The following is a 17,982-nucleotide window of genomic DNA, read 5'->3' as shown; positions in this document are numbered from 1 at the left end:
GTGACCGACACCCTCGCCACCGGAACGGCACGTACCGACCGGGAACGGGTGCTGGGGCGCCGCCGGGAACGCATCGGCCCCGGCGGTGACCCGGTCGCACCGGGTACGCCGGAGCAGCGGCAGCCGGAGCCCACGTCCACCGACGCCTCGGGCGTGGTGCTGGACTGCGGCTGGGGCCGGCTGGTGTTCGGGCAGACGTTCGACGACCAGGTGCACGTGGCCGACGTGCTGCGCTCCGAGGCGGTCGGCGCCCGGGACATCTGCATCTACCTGCGCGACCCGCACGTGCTGGTGTCGCGGCTGCCGGACGAGCTGTTCATCGACCCGTCGCTGACGTACCGGCTGCCGCTGGGCGAGAAGCGGCCCGCCGCGACCGAGGGCGGCGAGGTGCCCGGGCTGACCGTCCGGCCGCTGCGTGACGCCGTCGACGCGGAGGCGGTGAACCGGATCTACGCGCGCAACGGCATGGTCACCGCCCCGGTCGAGATCCTCGTGGACAACGCCGGCACGGACCGGTTCCTGCACCTGGTGGCCGAGGACACCACGGGTGAGGTGGTCGGCACCATCACCGGCGTGGACCACGTCGCGGTCTTCGGTGACCCGGAGAACGGCGCCAGCCTGTGGTGCCTGACCGTGGACTTCAACACCGCCCCGCCCGGCACCGGGCAGGCGCTGCTCACCGCGCTCGCCGACCGGCTCGACGGGCGCGGCCGGGCGTTCGTGGACCTGTCCGTGCTGGCCGAGAACTCGGGCGCGATCCGGCTGTACGAGCGCCTCGGCTTCCACCGCACCGGCACGCTCTGCGTGAAGCGGAAGAACCCGATCAACGAGCGCCTGTTCCTGCCCGCCATGCCCGAGGGGTACGACGAGCTGAACCCGTACGCGAAGATCGTCGCGGACGAGGCGATGCGCCGCGGCATCCGGGTGGAGGTGACCGACCCGCACTGGGGTGAGCTGAAGCTGACCACCGGCGGCCGGACCATCCACACCCGCGAGTCGCTGTCGGAGCTGACCTCGGCGGTGGCGATGAGCCGCTGCGACGACAAGCGGGTGACCCGGCGCATCCTCACCGAGGCGGGCCTGTCGGTGCCGCGCGGGCGTACCGCCACCGGTGAGCCCGACGACGTGGCGTTCCTGAACGACGTGGGTCCGGTGGTGGTCAAGCCGGCGCGGGGCGAGCAGGGCAACGGCATCACCGTCGGCGTGCGTACGCCCGAGGCGCTGACCGCGGCCGTCGAGCTGGCCCGCCGGTTCTGCCCGGACGTACTGATCGAGGAGCTGCGCGCGGGCGAGGACCTGCGGGTCGTGGTGATCGACCACGAGGTGGTCGCCGCCGCGGTACGCCGCCCGGCGCAGATCACCGGCGACGGGGTGCACGACATCACCGAGCTGATCGAGCGGCAGAGCCGCCGCCGGGCCGCCGCCACCGGGGGCGAGTCCCGCATCCCGATCGACGACATGACCCGCGAGGTGGTGGCCGAGGCCGGGTACCGGATGCACGACGTGCTCCCGGAGGGCGAGGTGCTCGCGGTACGCCGGACGGCCAACCTGCACACCGGCGGCACGATCCACGACGTGACCGCCGAGCTGCACCCGGCGATCGCCGAGGCGTGCGTGACCGCGAGCCGGGCGCTGGACATCCCGGTCACCGGGCTGGACCTGCTGGTCCCCGCCCCGGACCGGCCGGAACACGTGTTCATCGAGGCGAACGAGCGGCCCGGACTGGCCAACCACGAACCGCAGCCCACCGCCGAGCGCTTCGTCGACCTGCTCTTCCCGGGTACCCGGGCACCGCAGCGACTCTGGTCGCCGGCCGGTGCGGCAAGCTCTGGGGCATGACCGCACGCAAGCCCCAACCGCTCAAGCTCGACCTCGACTACCTCCGCCAGGTGCTGGTGGAGCTGCTGGAGATCCCCAGCCCGTCGGGGCGCACCGACCACATCCAGCAGTACGTGGGCGAGAGGCTCTCCGCGATCGGGATCAGCTCCACGCTGACCCGTCGCGGGGCGCTGAGCGCCTGTCTGCCCGGTCCCCGGGAGACCGGCGCCGACCGGGCGATCGTGGTGCACACCGACACCATCGGCGGCATGGTGAAGCGGCTCAAGGAGAACGGCCGGCTGGAGGTCAACCCGATCGGCACGCACAGCGCCCGCTTCGCCGAGGGCGCCCACGTGCGGATCTTCACCGACGACCTGGAGCGGGTCGTCACCGGCCAGGTGCTGCCGCTGAAGGCGAGCGGGCACCGCTACAACGAGGCGGTCGACCTGCAGGGCGTCGGCTGGGAACTGGTCGAGGTGCGGGTGGACGAGCCGGTGCACGACGAGGCCGGGCTGCGGGCGCTCGGCATCGACGCCGGGGACTTCGTCGCGTTCCTGCCCAACCCCACCATCACCCCGAACGGGTACGTCAAGTCCCGCCACCTGGACGACAAGGCGGGCGTGGCGGCGGTGCTGACCGCGTTCAAGGCGATGGTCGACGCCGGTGTCACCCCGGCGGTCACCGCGCACCTGCTGGTCACCGTCACCGAGGAGATCGGCCACGGCGCGAGCCACGGGCTGGACCCGGACGTCGCGGAGATCGTGTCGGTGGACGCGGCGGTGGTCGCGCCGGGCCAGCAGTCCCGGGAGACCGCGGCGACGCTCGCCATGGGCGACGGGGTCGGCCCGTTCGACTACCACCTGACCCGCAACCTCGCCTCGATCGCCAAGGAACACGGCGTCGACCTGGTCCGGGACGTGTTCGACTACTACCGCTCGGACGTGGCCGCCGCGGTCGAGGCCGGGGCGCACGCCCGGGTGGCGCTGCTCGGGTTCGGCGTGGACGCCACCCACGGCCACGAGCGCACCCACCTCGACGGCCTGCACCAGCTCACCCAGCTGCTCTGCCTCTACCTGCAGAGCCCGCTGGTGTTCCCCGAGTGGGACGCCGAGCCGGAGGGCGACCTGGCCGACTTCCCGTCGCTCGCCGTGCAGCCGGCGAACGAGGACGGCCCGCGCGAGGGCCCGATCGGCCTGGACTGACCGGGCCTGTGATCGAAATCCGTTGCCGCGGCCGCCGCGAAGTGGATAGCGTGGCGGTACACGGGAAAGGAGGTGGTCCAGACTTGTATAGCAATCGGACTCGTGAGGTGGCTGTCCGCTAGCCGCTGTCCTCGACAGTGAAATCTCGCCCGCCGCGAGGCGGGCACCTGCAGGATCGTCGAGACCGTGTGGCAGCGGTGCGGCGAAACCACGACAGCCACCCGACCCCCGGGGTGTCGGCCCAGTCCAGCCGGCCCGCGCGCGAGCGCGGAAGCCCCGGGGGTCGCTTTTTGCGCTCGGGAGGGTGCGGTGTCCATGCGTGAGCTGGTGGTGCTCGGTACGGCCAGCCAGGCCCCGACCCGGCAGCGCAACCACAACGGCTACCTGCTGCGCTGGGACGACGAGGTGATCCTCTTCGACCCGGGCGAGGGCAGCCAGCGGCAGATGCTGCACACCGGGGTCACCGCCACCGACCTGACCCGGATCTGCGTCACCCACTTCCACGGCGACCACTGCCTCGGGCTGCCCGGCATGATCCAGCGGCTCTCGCTGGACCGCGTACCGCGCCCGGTGGCGGTGCACTTCCCGGCCGGCGGCGCCGAGTACTTCGCCCGGCTGCGGCACGCCTCCAGCTTCTACGAGACCGCCGAACTGGCAGTCGAGCCGATCGACGCCGACGGGCAGCGGATCACCCTGGGCATCGGCACGCTGGAGGCCCGCCGGCTGCGGCACCCGATCGAGACGTACGGATACCGGCTGGTCGAGCCGGACGGCTGCCGGATGCTTCCGGAGCGGCTGGCCGCGTACGGCATCGCCGGTCCGGACACCGGAAGGCTGCTGCGCGACGGCCACCTGGACCGCGACGGGCGCCGCGTCACCCGGGACGAGGTGAGCGTGACCCGGCCGGGGCAGCGGTTCGCGTTCGTGATGGACACCGGGCTCTGCGACGGCGTGTACGCGCTCGCCGAGCACGCCGACCTGCTCGTGATCGAGTCGACGTTCCTGGAGTCGGAGGCGGCGCTCGCCGCCGAGGTCGGGCACCTCACCGCCGGCCAGGCCGCGCGGGTCGCGGCCGAGTCGGGGGTACGCACGCTCGTGCTCACCCACTTCTCTCAGCGGTACGCCGACCCGCGCCGCTTCCACGACGAGGCCCGCGAGCACTTCTCCGGTGATCTGGTGATCGCCGAGGATCTTCAGACGGTACAGGTGCCGCCCCGGCGGGTACCGTCGCCCGGGTGACGATCTCCCTACGTTCCGCGACCGAGGCCGACCTGATGGCGGTCGGCGCCCTGCACCAGCGTTCCCGGGTGGCGGCGTACTCGTCGTTCCTGCCGCCCGAGGCGCTGGCCGACCCGACGCCGGAGGCGATGGGCCGCTACTGGGTGGAACGGCTGACCTGGGAGGGCGCGGACCACCGGATGACGGTGGCCGAGCGGGACGGGAAGCTGGTGGGCTTCAGCTACCTCGGGCCCGACGACGAGGGCGACCCGGCGACCGGGCTGCTCAACGCGATCCACCTGGAGCCGACCGAGCGGGGCCGGGGCACCGGACGGGCGCTGATGGTGGACGCGCTCGACGCGATGCGGGCCCGGGGCTGGACGCGCGCGGTGCTGTGGGTGCTGCGGGACAACGCCCACGCGCGCCGTTTCTACGAGCGCGGCGGCTGGACCGCCACCGGTGATGAGCGGGACGAACACATCGGCCGGGTGCTGGTCCCCCAACTCCGCTACGCCCGCCGCTTGTAAGGAAGGGCCCCTTATTAACGCCTCCGGTAGAGGAAGGGGCCCCTTTTAACACCGCGGTGTTAAAAGGGGCCCCTTCCTTACAAGCAGGGTCAGCGGGCGCCGAGGTGGGCCAGCAGGTCCTGGCGGGTCAGCACGCCCTTGGGCTTGCCGTCGACCAGCACCAGCGCCGCGTCCGCCTTCTCCAGCAGCCCGACCGCCTCGCTCACCGGCTGGCCGCCGCCGATCATCGGCAGCGGCTCGCCCATGTGCCGCTCGATCGTGTCGTGCAGGTGGGCCTGGCCGGTGAACAGCGCGTCGAGCAGGTCCTTCTCGGCGATCGAACCGGCCACCTCACCGGTCACCACCGGCGGCTCGGCCTTGAGTACCGGGAGCTGCGAGACGCCGTACTCGCGCATGTAGTCGATCGCGTCGCGGACCGTCTCGGTCGGGTGCACGTGCACCAGCTCGGGCAAGCCACCGGGCTTGCCGGCGAGCGCGTCGGCGACCGTCGGCTCGGTGCCCGAGTCGTCCAGGAAGCCGTACCGGGCCATCCACTTGTCGTTGAAGATCTTCGACAGGTAGCCCCGGCCGCCGTCCGGCAGCAGCACCACGATCACGTCGTCCGGGCCGGCCTTGCGGGCCACCTCCAGCGCGCCCACCACCGCCATGCCGCAGGAGCCGCCGACCAGCAGACCCTCCTCGCGGGCGAGCCGGCGGGTCATCTCGAAGGACTCCTTGTCCGACACCTCGACGATCTCGTCGGCGATCTTCCGGTCGTACGTCTCCGGCCAGAAGTCCTCACCGACGCCCTCGACCAGGTACGGCCGGCCGGTGCCGCCCGAGTAGACCGAGCCCTCCGGGTCCGCGCCGATCACCTTGACCCGGCCCTCGGACGCCTCCTTGAGGTAGCGGCCGATGCCGGAGATGGTGCCGCCGGTGCCGACGCCCGCCACGAAGTGGGTGATCTTGCCTTCGGTCTGCTTCCACAGCTCCGGGCCGGTGGTCTCGTAGTGCGAGCGCGGGTTGGCCGGGTTGCTGTACTGGTTGGGCTTCCACGCGCCGGGGATCTCCCGGGCCAGCCGGTCGGACACGTTGTAATAGGAGCGCGGGTCCTCCGGCGCGACGGCGGTCGGGCAGACCACCACCTCGGCGCCGTACGCGCGCAGCACGTCCTGCTTGTCCTGGCTGACCTTGTCCGGGCAGACGAAGACGCAGCGGTAGCCCTTGAGCTGGGCCACCAGGGCCAGCCCGACGCCGGTGTTGCCGCTGGTCGGCTCCACGATCGTGCCGCCCGGCCGCAGGATGCCCGCCTTCTCGGCGTCCTCCACCATGCGCATCGCGATCCGGTCCTTGACCGAGCCGCCCGGGTTGACGTACTCCACCTTCGCCAGCACGGTGGCCTGGATGCCCTCGGTGACGTTGCGCAGGCGGACCAGCGGGGTGTTGCCGATCAGCTCGACGACGTTGTCGTAGTACTGCACCTCGTTGTGCCCTTCGTCGCGCCGCCGTCGTGGGGCGGTCGGTCAGCCGTCAGTTCGCCGACCAGCGTACGTGCCGTCAGGGCACCACATGCCCCGGGATGACCGAGCTGCGACGTGCCTCCCACTCCAGGAACCGTTCGGTCTCGGCGAGCACGCTGCCGGCCAGCCAGGTGACCATCACCGCGTCGTCGGCCAGCCCGAAGATCGCCAGCGGGATCTCCGGCAGCAGGTCGATCGGGCTGACGATGTACGCGGTCGCGCCGGCCATCAGCGCCAGGCGCAGGCCGCCGTCGTACTCGCCCCTGGTGGTGGCGCGGATCATCCTCGGCAGCGCCGCCAGCCGGGCCCCGAGCGACGGCCCGCCCCGCGTACCGGCCGCCAGCGCCCGGGCCAGCGCGGCGAACGCGGCGCTGCGCTTCAACGTCTTCCCCATGTCTTCGCCCCTCTCCGCCCGACCATGGTGCGGCCCGGGGGCAAGCCCGCGTCCGCCACCCCCATCGGTACCCAGTCCGGGCGCCGCCCAGCCATCCGATCAAGGACAGCAGTGGTCGTACCGGCGCGATACTGTCGGTTCATGGGGGACGCTGGTTCCGTCGCGCCGGTCCACTGGCAGCGCGTCCGGCAGATCGCCCGCCTCGCGGCGATCGGCACGGGCGCCACGGTGGCGGCCACCGCCGCCACCGGCGGGGTGCTGCTCGGCCAGGCCCGGCAGGCCCGGCGCACCATCCCGATGGCGCAGGCCCCGCCACCGCGCTGCGACGGCGTGTACGGCGCGAAGCTGCCCGGCCCGCCGGTCACCATGGTCATCCTGGGCGACTCCTCAGCAGCCGGCTACGGCGTGCACAGGCGCCGGGAGACACCGGGCTCGCTGCTGGCCACCGGGCTGTCCCGCCGCCTGCACCGGCCGGTACGCCTGCACCGGTTCGCCGTGGTGGGCGCGCTCTCGTCCGGGCTGAAACCGCAGGTCGAGTCCGCCCTGGAGGTCGAGCCGGACGTGGCGGTGATCCTGGTGGGCGGCAACGACGTCACCAACCGCACCCCGCCGGGGCTGGCCGTGCGCTACCTGGTGGACGCGGTCCGCACGCTGCGGGCGGCCGGCTGCGAGGTGGTCGTCGGCACCTGTCCCGACCTGGGCACCATCCGGCCGATCCAGCCGCCGCTGCGCTGGCTGGCCCGGCGCTGGAGCCGCCAGCTCGCGGCCGCGCAGACGGTGGGCGTGGTCGAGGCCGGCGGCCGGGCCGTCTCACTCGGCGACATGCTCGGGCCGCGGTTCGCCGCCGAGCCCGCCCGGATGTTCGCCTGGGACCGGTTCCACCCCTCCGCAGAGGGGTACGCGATAGCCGCGGCGGCGTTGCTGCCCACCGTGCTGTCCGCGCTGGGCGCGGTCCCGGAACGCAGGCCTGTCCTGCCCGGCGTGGAAGGCGTACGGTCGCTCCCGGAGGCGGCTCACGAGGCGGCCCGGCACGCCGGCACGGAGGTCAGCGGCGCCCAGCTCCGGGGTCGCGACCGCGGGCCCGGCGGACGCTGGGCGCAGCTTCGCCGACGGGCCTTCTTCGGCGTCGGCGCGCTGCCCCCGACCGGCAGCGCCGCCGACTCGGCCACCCTGGAGGAAACGGCATGAGCGAGCGAAGCGGAGTGCTGTCATGAGCGAGCGCAGCGAGCGAATCGGCCAGCTCAGCGCAAACGTGCCTCATGACGGCACGGAGCGAAGCGGAGTGCTGTCATGAGCGAGCGGAACGAGGTGGCCCGGTGGGGCCGGGCGGCGGCCCTGTCGCTGCTGGCCGGCACGGTGGGCGGCGCGGCGGTCCTCGCCGGGCAGGCCATCGCCGCCCGCAGCCGGGAGTACGCCCAGCCCGAGCTGGGTCTGGTGTTGCGCGCGACGGTCGGCCGGGCGGACGCGCCGCCGCTGCGGCTGGTGCTGCTCGGTGACTCGTCGGCGCTCGGTGTCGGCGTCGACCGCTTCGAGGAGACGATCGGCGGTCAGCTCGCGAACCTGCTCGCCGAGGGGCCGCACGGCCGCCGGGTGCATCTGTCCAGCGTCGGGGTCTCCGGCTCCCGCGCCACCGACCTGGCCACCCAGGTGGCCCGGGCGCTGCTCGGCGAGCGGCCCGACGTGGCGGTGGTGCTGATCGGGGCGAATGACGCGACGGCGCTGAGCCGCCCGGGTGACGCGGCCGCCTATCTCGGCTCGGCGGTGCGCCGGCTGCGGGAAGCGCACGTCGAGGTGGTGGTGGGCACCTGCCCCGACCTCGGCGCGGTACGCGCGGTCGCCGCCCCGCTGCGTCAGGTGCTCGGCTGGTCCGGCCGGCGGATGGCACGGGCCCAGACGGCGGCCGTGCTGGACGCCGGTGGCACGGTTGTCGACCTGGGCACCGAGACGGGCCCGGTGTTCCGCGCGGATGCCGGCACGCTCTGCCGCGACGGCTTCCACCCGTCCGCCGACGGCTACCGGGTCTGGGCGCACGCCCTGCTGCCGGCGGTCGAGGCGGCGGCGACTGTCGCGTTCCGGCACCACCGCCGACCGCCCACGGGGTGACATTTCCCGCCCGCCGCACACCTTCCCGCGCATGTTACCGGCGCGTTAACGTTGGCTCATGCCGATTGAGTCGCCCCGCGACGCCGTCATCGTCGCCACCGCCCGGTCCCCCATCGGCCGCGCGTTCAAGGGTTCCCTCCGCGAGGTCCGCCCGGACGACCTCGCCGCCACCATCGTCCAGGCCGCCCTCGACAAGGTTCCGGCGCTCGATCCCACCACCATCGACGATCTCTACCTCGGGTGCGGCCTGCCCGGCGGCGAGCAGGGCTTCAACATGGCCCGGGTGGTCGCCACGCTGATGGGCCTGGACGGCCTGCCGGGCGCCACGCTGACCCGCTACTGCGCGTCCTCGCTCCAGACCACGCGGATGGCGATGCACGCGATCCGGGCCGGTGAGGGCGACGTGTTCATCTCCGCCGGTGTGGAGATGGTCTCCCGGTACGCCCGGGGCAACTCGGACACGCTGCCGCCGGAGGCGCAGGCGCTGGTCGGCGGCGGCTGGGAGAACCCCCGCTTCGCCGAGGCCCGGGAGCGTTCCGCGGCCCGCGCCCAGGGCGGCGCCGAGGTGTGGGCCGACCCGCGCGAGGCCGGGCAGCTCCCCGACATCTACCTCGCCATGGGGCAGACCGCGGAGAACCTGGCCCAGGTGTACGACGTGACCCGCGAGGACATGGACGCGTTCGGCGTCCGCAGCCAGAACCTCGCGGAGAAGGCGATCGCGGACGGCTTCTGGGCCCGCGAGATCACCCCGGTCACCACGCCGGACGGCACGGTGGTCAGCACCGACGACGGCCCGCGTGCCGGGGTGACCCTGGAGGCCGTGGCCGGTCTGAAGCCGGTGTTCCGCCCGGACGGCCGGATCACCGCCGGCAACTGCTGCCCGCTCAACGACGGCGCCGCCGCAGTAGTGATCATGAGCGCCGAGCGGGCGTCCGAGCTGGGTCTCACCCCGCTGGCCCGGATCGTCTCCACCGGCGTCAGCGCGCTCTCTCCCGAGATCATGGGCCTGGGCCCGGTCGAGGCGTCGAAGCAGGCGCTGAAGCGGGCCGGCATGACCATCGACGACGTCGACCTGGTCGAGATCAACGAGGCGTTCGCCGCGCAGGTGATCCCCTCGTACCGGCAGCTCGGCATCCCGGAGGAGAAGCTGAACGTCGCCGGTGGCGCGATCGCCGTCGGCCACCCGTTCGGCATGACCGGCGCCCGGATCACCGGCACGCTGCTCAACGCGCTGGAGTGGCACGACAAGACCATCGGTCTGGAGACCATGTGCGTCGGCGGCGGCCAGGGCATGGCGATGGTGCTGGAGCGACTGAGCTGAGACCGGTTCGCCGGCGCGCGGGCCGGGTACGGGAGGCCGTATGGCGACCGTCGTGGAACGTGAGCGCAAGTACTCCGGCGACGAGGGTTTCCAGCTGCCCGACCTGACCGGGTGCGGTGGCGTCGTGACCATGTCCGACGCCACCGTCTCGGATCTGGACGCCGTCTACTGGGACACCGATGACCTGCTCCTGCTGCGCAGCGGGCACGCGCTGCGCCGGCGTACCGGGGGGCACGACGCGGGCTGGCATCTCAAGGTGGGCGCGGTCGGCGGCGCGCGGGTCGAGCACCAGTTCCCGGCCGGGGCGTCCGACGACGGCCCGCCGGCCGAGATGGTCGCGCTGATCCGGGGCGCGTCGCGGGGCCGTACCGTCGCTCCGGCCGCCCGGGTGGTCAACCGCCGCCGGGAACGGCGGCTGCTGGACGCGGACGGCCGGGTGCTGGCCGAGGTGGCCGAGGACGACGTCCGGTCCGGGGATCTGGTGGACGGCGCCGCGCGGACCTGGCACGAGATTGAGATCGAGCTGGTCGACGGCGACGAGGCGCTGCTCGACGCGCTGGGCGAGCGGCTGCGCGCGGCAGGTGCCCGGGAGGTGGCGGTCAGCAAGTCGCACCGGGCCGTCGCGGGCCGGATCGAGCGCTTCGACGACCGGGAACCGGACGGCCCGGCGGGGCCGGTCCTCACGTACGCCAGGGCGCAGCGGGACGCGATCGTCGGCAACCACGCGGCCGCGTACCAGGGTGACGAGGACGCGGTCCACGACATGCGCGTCGCGGCCCGCCGGTTGCGGGCGACGCTGCGTACGTTCCGGGGGTTGTGGGACCGCCGGGAGAGCGAGGCGGTCCGGGCCGAGCTGCGCTGGCTCGGCGGCGAGCTGGGCCGGGTCCGCGACACCCAGGTGATGGCGGCCCGGCTCACCGAGGCGGTGCACGAGCTGCCGGACGAGCTGGTGCTCGGCCCGGTGGCCGCGCGGATCGGCGAGCGGTTCGCGGCCGACCTGGCCGGGACGACGGTGGCGCTGCGGTCCGCGTTGGACTCCGACCGCTATGCCGAGCTGCTGGCCCGCCTGGATCGGCTGGTCGACGGCGCACCTGCCGACGTGGGCCGGCGCTGGGTGGACCGGCGGATCCGCAAGGCGGTACGCCGTGCTGACGAACGGCTGGACCGGGCGCTCACGCTCGAAGGGACGGCCGGGGACGCGGCGCTGCACGAGGCGCGTAAGAAGCACAAGGCGGCCCGGTACGCGGTGGAGGTGCGGGAGCCGAGCGCCGGCAAACCGGCCGCCCGCCTGGTGAAGCGGTTCAAGGCGCTCCAGGATCTGCTCGGCGCCCACCAGGATTCGGTGGTGACCCGGGAGACGCTGCGGCGGCAGGCGCTCCAGGCGTACGCCGACGGCGAGAACACGTTCACCTACGGCCTGCTGCACGGGAGGCAGGCGGAGGCCGCCGGCCACGACCGCCCGGCGGTCCTGCGGGCACGCGACCGGGCCCGACGCCGCAAGGCACGCCGCTGGCTCAACCCCTGACCGCCCCCGCCACCCGGTCGATCATGAAGTTAGCGGGGATCCGCGTCCGTTTTGTCGCCGCCAACTTCATGATCAACGCGACGAAAGGGCAGGGGGCGGGTCAGAGGGCGGCGCGGGTTCGGGTTATCGCCTCGGCGGCCTCGGCCAGGACGGGGGCGGGGGGATCGGCCAGCGTCAGGTCGGCGGTTACCACGCGGAGCTGGTCTGGGAGGGCCTGGTCGCTGGGGAGCCGGGGCACCTCGCGGCGCGGCTCGCCCGCCGCGTCGGCGGCCAGGTTGGCGATCTCCTGGACCAGCTTGTGCACCAGGTCGGCCCGGGACACGTTGCCGCCCTCGGCCTTGGCCGACCAGCGCGGCTGCTGCCAGTGCCCCACCTGTCGGACCAGCAGGGTCACCGCCCGGTCCAGTTCCGCTGCGCTCATCGCCCCCGAGTCTACGGCGACGCCGGGCCGGAGCGTGCTCAGCGGCGTACGTAGCTGAGCAGGCGCAGGATCTGCCAGTACAGGAAGATCAGCCCGACGAGCAGCCCGAACGCGCAGTACCAGGCGTAGCGGCGGGGCAGCCGATTCGCGGCCGACCGCTCGACCAGGTCGAAGTCGAGGATGAAGCTGAGCGCGCCGGCGATGATCGCCACCACCGAGAACACGTACGCCAGCCAGCCCACCCGGTCGCTGAGGCTGTAGACGGCCACGCCCTGCCGCCCGGTGAACAGGTACGCGAACAGGTTGACCAGGCCGATCGCCACGATCCCGACGAGCGTGCCGATGACCAGGCGGGCCAGGCGCGGCGTGGCGCGTACCAGCCGGGCCCGGTAGAGCACCGCCATGCCGAGGAAGACGCCGAACGTGCCGACCACCGCCTGCGCCACGATGCCCGGGTAGACCAGTTCGAAGGCACGGCTGGCCACCCCGAGCAGCAGCCCCTGCAACATGGCGTACCCGACGATGACCGGCGGACTGGTGATCTGCTTCAGCGAGATGACGAGCACCAGGGCGAGGCTGGCCAGCGCGCTTCCGGCCAGCGCGGCGGAGATCCACGCGGCCTGCGGCACCAGCACCCAGGACAGCGCCGCCGTGACGCCGGTGACCAGCAGCAGGCCCACGGTGCGGCTCACCACGTCGGCCACTGTCATCGCGTCGGCGGTTCCGACCCCGAGCACCTGCCGTTCGGCGCGGCCGACGTCGTCCAGCCGGTCCAGCACCGGATTGGCACTGCGCACCGTGACCACCTCCCGCCCACGTACCCGAGTCCCACTCTGCCCCGGGCGGCCCGGAAGAGGCGGGAAAACGGCGACGCCCGCCGCCGCGGATGCGGCAGGCGGGCGTCGGCGGAAAGCGAGACGTCAGTCGTCGCCCTGGAAGTAGCTGAGCAGCCGCAGGATCTCGATGTAGAGCCAGACCAGGCCGACCACGATGCCGAAGGCGGCCGTCCACGAGTAGCGCTGCGGGAGTCCCATCCGGACCCCCTCCTCGATGTCGGCGAAGTTGAGCACGAAGCTCAGCGACGCCACCACGATGCAGACCAGGCTGAAGCCGATGGCCAGCGGGCTGCCGTCGCGCAGGTGCGTGTTCACGCCGAACAGCGCCAGCACCAGGTTGACCATCATCACGCCGAACAGGCCGGCCATGATCGCCACCATGATCCGGGCGAACTTCGGGGTGGCCCGGATGATCCGCGCCTTGTAGATCATCGCCATCAGGAAGAACACGCCGAACGTGCCCGCGACCGCCTGGAGCACGATGCCGTCGTAGAGCGACTCGAACGCCTTGCTGACCATGCCGACGAAGACGCCCTCGATGATCGAGTACGCCACCACGAGCGCCGGGTTGGCCATCCGGGAGAACGAGATGATCAGACCCAGCACCAGGCCAACCACCGCGGCGCCGATCCACGCCACGCCGACGAGCGAGTCCGGCACGAGCACCCAGGCCGCAGCGGCCGAGGCGCCGAGGATGGCGAGCATGAGGACCGTCTTGACGACCACGTCGTCGAGCGTCATCGGGGTCACGGTGGGCGGTGCCACCGGCTGGCCGTAGCCGCCCGGGTACTGCTGCTGGGGGTACTGCTGGGGGTATCCGGGCTGACCGTAAGGCCCGGGCTGGGCGTACCCGGCCGCCCGCTCACGCTCTGCCGCCTGGCCGAGCCGGGCGAGCACCGGGTTCGAGGTCTTCACTTCTCAGGCCTCCCTCAGGGGGTCGATCGCACGTAGACGTGCTACTCCAGGGTAGACGTGGCCGCAATCGCGCGTGCGACGGCTAGCTGTGGGAAACCTGAGAGTTCGTGTGCCCGGGGCGGGGGTCGAACCCGCACGCCTTGCGGCAGCCGCTTTTAAGGCGGCCGTGTCTGCCGTTCCACCACCCGGGCGGGTGACACCGGCGCGCCGACACGCGCGGTGCAGATCTCACCGTAGCGGCTCGGCCGCGACCCGGCGTACCCCGACGGCTGCGGCCGTTATGGTCGAGGCCGTGACCAGCGCCGCCCGCACGGCCTCCGGGCCCGACCAGGTCCGGGCGGCCCGCCCGGCGACGGTCACGCGGCGGATGACGGCCGCCGTCCGGCGGCGCCGCGCCGACCTGCTCGTGGGGCTGGCGTTCGCCGCGTTCGCCGCCTGGCTCACCCACGGCCTCTGGCCGGCGCCGGGCACGCGGGTACTCGCGCTCAACCCGGCCGACCAGACGCTGTACGAGTGGTTCCTGGCGCTCGACGCGCGTGCCCTGCGCGGCGAGCTGAGCCTGGTCAGCGACCGCCTGAACGCGCCGGACGGGGTCAACCTGATGGCGAACACCTCGGTCGTCGCGCTCGGCGTGCTGCTCGCCCCGGTCACGCTGGCGTTCGGCGCGCCGGTCACGTTCGCGCTGCTGGTCGCGCTCAACCTGGCCGGTACCGCGCTGGCCTGGTACCTGCTGTTCACCCGCGTCCTACGGGCCCGTCCACTCGCGGCCGGGCTGGGCGCATCACTGTGCGGCTTCGGGCCGGGCATGGTCTCGCAGAGCAACGGCCACCTGCACATGACCGCGCAGTGGCTGATCCCGGCGCTGGTCTGGCTGGTCGTCCGGCTGCTACGCGCCGCCGACCCGGCCGGGCGCCCGGACGGCCCGGACCGCCGCCGGATGATCTCGTCGGCGGCCGGGCTCGCCGCCGTCGTCACCGTGCAGGTGTTCGTCGGCGAGGAGGTGCTCTTCCTCACCGCGCTCACGCTGGCGGTGATGACGCTCGCGTACGGGCTGGCCGACCGGGAACTGCTGCGCCGGGCCGGTCCCGGCTTCGCCCGCGGGCTGCTGGGCGCGGCCGGGCTGGCGCTGCTCGTGCTGGCGTACCCGCTCTGGGTGCAGTTCGCCGGTCCGCAGGGCGTCGCCGACGGGATGTTCCCGCCCGCCTACTTCTCCGCCGACCTGGCCGGCTGGACCCGCCTCTCCGCGCTGACCGTGTTCGGCAGCCCGGAGGCGGTCCGGCTGACCACCGGTCCGGCCGAGTTCACCACGTTCCTCGGCTGGCCGCTGCTGCTGGTCGCGGTCGGCTGCGCGGCCTGGCTGGGCCGGCGGCCGCTGGTGGTGGCGCTGGTGGCAGGCGCGCTGGTGACGGCCGCGCTCGCGCTCGGCCCCGAGGTCGTGGTCGGCGGCGAACGGACCGGGCTTCCCGGCCCGTACCGGCTGCTGGCCGGGCTGCCGGTGGTGGACGGCGCGCTGCCGATGCGCTTCGCGCTGGCGGTGCTGCCGCTGGTCGGTACCGTGCTCACGCTCGCCGTGCACCGGGCGCTCGGCGAATCCGGCCGGGCCCGCCGGGGCGTCCCGATCGCGGTCGGCGCGGCGGTGCTCAGCGTCCTGCCGACGCCGCTGCCCACGATGGACCGGCCGCCGCTGCCCGAGTTCGTCACCGGCGGCCACTGGCGGCAGTGCGTACGCCCCGGTGGGGTGCTGGTGCCGGTGCCCACCGCCACCCCGCAGGACCCCTGGCCGATGCGCTGGGCCACCGCCACCGGCGTCGGCTTCGGCATGCCGGAGGGCTTCTTCATCGGCCCGTACGGGCGGGGCGGCTCGGCCACCATGGGCACCTGGCAACGTCCCACCTCGGCCCTGCTCGCCGACGTGGCCCGCCGGGGCGTGGCGCCGGCGGTCGGTGACCGGCAGCGCCGCCAGGCCGCCCGGGACGTCGAGTTCTGGCGCGCGTCCTGCGTCGCGGTGACCGACGACGCGCCGCACGCGGAGATGCTGCGCCGCACCCTGGAACAGCTCTACGGCCCGGGCGTCCGGCTCGCCGACGCCTGGACCTGGCGGTTCTGACCACGAAAACGGCGCAGGGACTTTCCAAACGGAAAGTCCCTGCGCCGGATCTGTCAGACGCGCGCGGCGACCGGCGGGGCGGACGCCTCGGCGAACTCCTCACGCGGGTCGTGCAGCTGACCCAGCGCCACCACCTCACGCTTGAGGAAGAACGCCAGCGTCCAGTCGACCACCACGCGCACCTTGCGGTTGAACGAGGGGATCCGCGACATGTGGTACGTCCGGTGCATGAACCAGGCCGGCCAGCCGGTCATCTTGATGCCGTAGACCTGCGCCACGCCCTTGTGCAGGCCGAGGCTCGCCACGCTGCCGGCGTGCTTGTGCTTGTAGTCGACCGGCTCGCGCCCGCGGATCACGTTGGCGATGTTGTCGGCCATCCGCGCCGCCTGCCGCACCGCGTGCTGGGCGCTCGGCGAGCAGAAGTTGCCCGGCTCCTTGGTCAGGTCCGGCACGGCGGCGCAGTCGCCGGCGCTCCACGCGCCCTCGATCACCCGGTCGCCGTCCACGATCTGCAGCGTGGGCCGGCAGGTGACCCGGCGGCGCTCGTCGCGCGGGAAGTCCGTGGCGTCGAGCATCGGCGACGGCTTCACACCGGCGGTCCAGACGATGGTGTCGGACGGGAAGCTGTCCCCGTCGGAGAGCTTCACCACACCGTCGACGCAGGACTCCAGCCGGGTGTCCAGGCGGATGTCCATGTCCCGCTTCATCAGCTGCTGCACCGTGTAGGCGCCCATGTCCCGGTCGACCTCGGGCAGCACCCGCTGGGTCGCCTCGACCAGCACCCAGCGCATCTCCTCCGGCTTCAGCTCCGGGTAGTAGCGCAGCGCGTCGCGGGCCATGTCCTCCATCTCGGCGAGCGCCTCGATGCCGGCGTAGCCGCCACCGACGAAGGTGAACGTCAGCGCGCGGCTGCGTACCGCCGGGTCGGTGGTGGAAGCCGCCACGTCGAGCCGGTCCAGCACGTGGTTGCGCAGGTAGATGGCCTCACCGATGGTCTTGAACCCGATGCCGTGCTCGTGCAGGCCGGGAATCGGCAGGGTGCGGGAGACCGAGCCGGGCGCGACCACCACGTGGTCGTACTGGATCTCCCGGGCCGGGCCGCTGATCGGCTGCACCACTGCGGTCATGCGGTCGTGGTCGATCCGGGTGACGGTGCCCGCCACCACGGTGCACTTGCGCAACTCCCGCCGCAGCGGCACGACGGCGTGCCGCGGGGAGATGTTGCCCGCCGATGCCTCCGGGAGGAACGGCTGGTACGTCATGTGCGGCTGCGGGTCGACGACGATGACCTCGGCCTCACGCCTGCTCAGCTTCTTGGACAGGCGCAGAGCGGCGTACAGGCCCACGTGACCGGCACCCACGACAAGGATCCGCTTCGGGTTCACGTCATCTATCTTTCCCCGGCGGCCCCCGGTAATCCCGCGCGAGACCCCCTTCTGTGACGGAGCACAACCCATGTGACCTGCGCAACGTCACCGGAACGCTGCGTCACTTGCGACGCAGCAACCAGCCCAGCAGCGCGCTCAGCCCCACCGCCACCAGCAGCCCCACCACTGTCGCCGCCTGCGAGCCGTCCGTCCCGCCGACGCCACCCAGCCACGCCAGCACCACGCCGAGCACAGCGCTGGCGAGCACCACCCCGCCCGCCCGGCTCAACCACCGGAACACCACGTCCGGGTCGATCAGCCCGTCGTAGGGCAGCAGCGCGGCGAGCGCGCAGAGCGAGTGCGCCAGATAGAGCAGCGTCGCCACGGCGAGCAGCCGCCACAGCGCCGGCGGCCGGTCGAAGCCGAGCGTGGCCAGCAGCCAACCGCCGACCGTCACCAGCGCGGCGAACGTCGGCCAGATCCGGCGCGGACCGAACGCCGGCAGCACCGCGGCCACCGCCAGGGCCAGCAGCGAGCGCGCGGTGAGGGCCTGCACCGGGTACGCGAGCAGGAAACCGGCCAGCACGGTGAGGAAGATGCCGCCGCGTACCAGCAGCGGCAGCGGGCTGACCCGGGCGGCCGCGTACCGCAGCGCCCGCACCCGCTCGACCAGGGCGTCCGTCACTGAGCCGGCCTTTCGTTCGCGACTGCGGGACTCCGCTTCGCTGC

Annotated in this window: 16 protein-coding genes and 1 tRNA gene; 9 read left to right on the top strand and 8 right to left on the bottom strand. The window is 73.1% G+C overall.

Annotated features, from left to right (window positions below):
- The 4 genes from ngg to PVK74_RS25860 all read left to right on the top strand — a co-directional run bounded on the left by ngg (position 1) and on the right by PVK74_RS25860 (position 4,765).
- Positions 1-1,839 carry an N-acetylglutaminylglutamine synthetase gene (ngg, locus tag PVK74_RS25875; RefSeq protein ID WP_274477423.1) on the top strand — a complete coding sequence of 613 codons (1,839 nt, stop codon included), beginning with the start codon at positions 1-3 and terminating at the stop codon, positions 1,837-1,839.
- Positions 1,836-3,020, top strand: a complete 1,185-nt coding sequence (locus PVK74_RS25870; RefSeq protein WP_104114273.1) for an osmoprotectant NAGGN system M42 family peptidase — start codon at positions 1,836-1,838, stop codon at positions 3,018-3,020. Before ngg ends, PVK74_RS25870 begins: the two co-directional genes overlap by 4 nt.
- Positions 3,021-3,329: 309 nt before the next feature.
- A complete protein-coding gene (locus tag PVK74_RS25865) occupies positions 3,330-4,259 on the top strand; it encodes a ribonuclease Z (RefSeq protein WP_274477422.1) in 930 nt (309 codons plus the stop codon).
- Positions 4,256-4,765 (top strand): GNAT family N-acetyltransferase, encoded by a 510-nt coding sequence (locus PVK74_RS25860; RefSeq protein WP_210884227.1) that lies wholly within the window; start codon positions 4,256-4,258, stop codon positions 4,763-4,765. Before PVK74_RS25865 ends, PVK74_RS25860 begins: the two co-directional genes overlap by 4 nt.
- Positions 4,766-4,854: 89 nt before the next feature.
- On the opposite strand, the gene PVK74_RS25855 is transcribed toward PVK74_RS25860, so the two are convergent.
- Both PVK74_RS25855 and PVK74_RS25850 read right to left on the bottom strand, forming a co-directional pair.
- On the bottom strand, positions 4,855-6,225 hold the full coding sequence (locus PVK74_RS25855; protein ID WP_210873750.1) for a cystathionine beta-synthase: 1,371 nt from the start codon (positions 6,223-6,225) through the stop codon (positions 4,855-4,857).
- A gap of 76 nt (positions 6,226-6,301) precedes the next feature.
- Complete coding sequence (locus PVK74_RS25850) at positions 6,302-6,658, bottom strand: YkvA family protein (RefSeq protein ID WP_013474058.1); 357 nt, start codon at positions 6,656-6,658, stop codon at positions 6,302-6,304.
- A 141-nt stretch (positions 6,659-6,799) separates the two neighbouring features.
- Between PVK74_RS25850 and PVK74_RS25845 the strand changes: the two genes are divergently transcribed.
- The 4 genes from PVK74_RS25845 (at position 6,800) to PVK74_RS25830 (ending at position 11,607) form a co-directional block, all read left to right on the top strand.
- Positions 6,800-7,846: an SGNH/GDSL hydrolase family protein gene (locus PVK74_RS25845; protein WP_043326540.1), complete on the top strand. Its 1,047-nt coding sequence runs from the start codon at positions 6,800-6,802 to the stop codon at positions 7,844-7,846.
- A 102-nt stretch (positions 7,847-7,948) separates the two neighbouring features.
- Positions 7,949-8,761: an SGNH/GDSL hydrolase family protein gene (locus tag PVK74_RS25840; protein ID WP_043326542.1), complete on the top strand. Its 813-nt coding sequence runs from the start codon at positions 7,949-7,951 to the stop codon at positions 8,759-8,761.
- A 58-nt stretch (positions 8,762-8,819) separates the two neighbouring features.
- The gene (locus PVK74_RS25835) at positions 8,820-10,082 is read left to right on the top strand and encodes an acetyl-CoA C-acetyltransferase (protein ID WP_043326544.1); all 1,263 of its coding nucleotides are present in this window, start codon (positions 8,820-8,822) and stop codon (positions 10,080-10,082) included.
- Between the two features lie 40 nt (positions 10,083-10,122).
- Positions 10,123-11,607 carry a CYTH and CHAD domain-containing protein gene (locus PVK74_RS25830; protein ID WP_274477421.1) on the top strand — a complete coding sequence of 495 codons (1,485 nt, stop codon included), beginning with the start codon at positions 10,123-10,125 and terminating at the stop codon, positions 11,605-11,607.
- Between the two features lie 100 nt (positions 11,608-11,707).
- On the opposite strand, the gene PVK74_RS25825 is transcribed toward PVK74_RS25830, so the two are convergent.
- The 4 genes from PVK74_RS25825 to PVK74_RS25810 all read right to left on the bottom strand — a co-directional run bounded on the left by PVK74_RS25825 (position 11,708) and on the right by PVK74_RS25810 (position 13,970).
- Positions 11,708-12,028 carry a hypothetical protein gene (locus PVK74_RS25825; RefSeq protein WP_069087424.1) on the bottom strand — a complete coding sequence of 107 codons (321 nt, stop codon included), beginning with the start codon at positions 12,026-12,028 and terminating at the stop codon, positions 11,708-11,710.
- 38 nt (positions 12,029-12,066) lie between these two features.
- Positions 12,067-12,825 carry a Bax inhibitor-1/YccA family protein gene (locus PVK74_RS25820; protein WP_274477420.1) on the bottom strand — a complete coding sequence of 253 codons (759 nt, stop codon included), beginning with the start codon at positions 12,823-12,825 and terminating at the stop codon, positions 12,067-12,069.
- 123 nt (positions 12,826-12,948) lie between these two features.
- Entirely contained in the window at positions 12,949-13,779 is an 831-nt protein-coding gene (locus PVK74_RS25815) for a Bax inhibitor-1/YccA family protein (protein WP_274477419.1), read from the bottom strand.
- Positions 13,780-13,889: 110 nt separating this feature from the next.
- Positions 13,890-13,970, bottom strand: a tRNA-Leu gene (locus PVK74_RS25810).
- A gap of 89 nt (positions 13,971-14,059) precedes the next feature.
- On the opposite strand from PVK74_RS25810, the gene PVK74_RS25805 reads away from it, so the two are divergent.
- Complete coding sequence (locus PVK74_RS25805; RefSeq protein WP_393097996.1) at positions 14,060-15,886, top strand: DUF6311 domain-containing protein; 1,827 nt, start codon at positions 14,060-14,062, stop codon at positions 15,884-15,886.
- Positions 15,887-15,939: 53 nt separating this feature from the next.
- Here PVK74_RS25805 and PVK74_RS25800 read toward each other — a convergent pair whose 3' ends face one another.
- Both PVK74_RS25800 and PVK74_RS25795 read right to left on the bottom strand, forming a co-directional pair.
- The gene (locus tag PVK74_RS25800) at positions 15,940-17,271 is read right to left on the bottom strand and encodes an NAD(P)/FAD-dependent oxidoreductase (RefSeq protein WP_274477417.1); all 1,332 of its coding nucleotides are present in this window, start codon (positions 17,269-17,271) and stop codon (positions 15,940-15,942) included.
- A gap of 103 nt (positions 17,272-17,374) precedes the next feature.
- Entirely contained in the window at positions 17,375-17,938 is a 564-nt protein-coding gene (locus tag PVK74_RS25795; protein ID WP_043326554.1) for a hypothetical protein, read from the bottom strand.
- Positions 17,939-17,982 lie beyond the last annotated feature (44 nt).

This window comes from Micromonospora chalcea, from assembly GCF_028768405.1.
GTDB classification, from domain to species: domain Bacteria; phylum Actinomycetota; class Actinomycetes; order Mycobacteriales; family Micromonosporaceae; genus Micromonospora; species Micromonospora chalcea.
The sequence above is the reverse complement of the archived record's forward strand: the minus strand, read 5'-3'. Positions and strand labels throughout refer to the sequence as shown.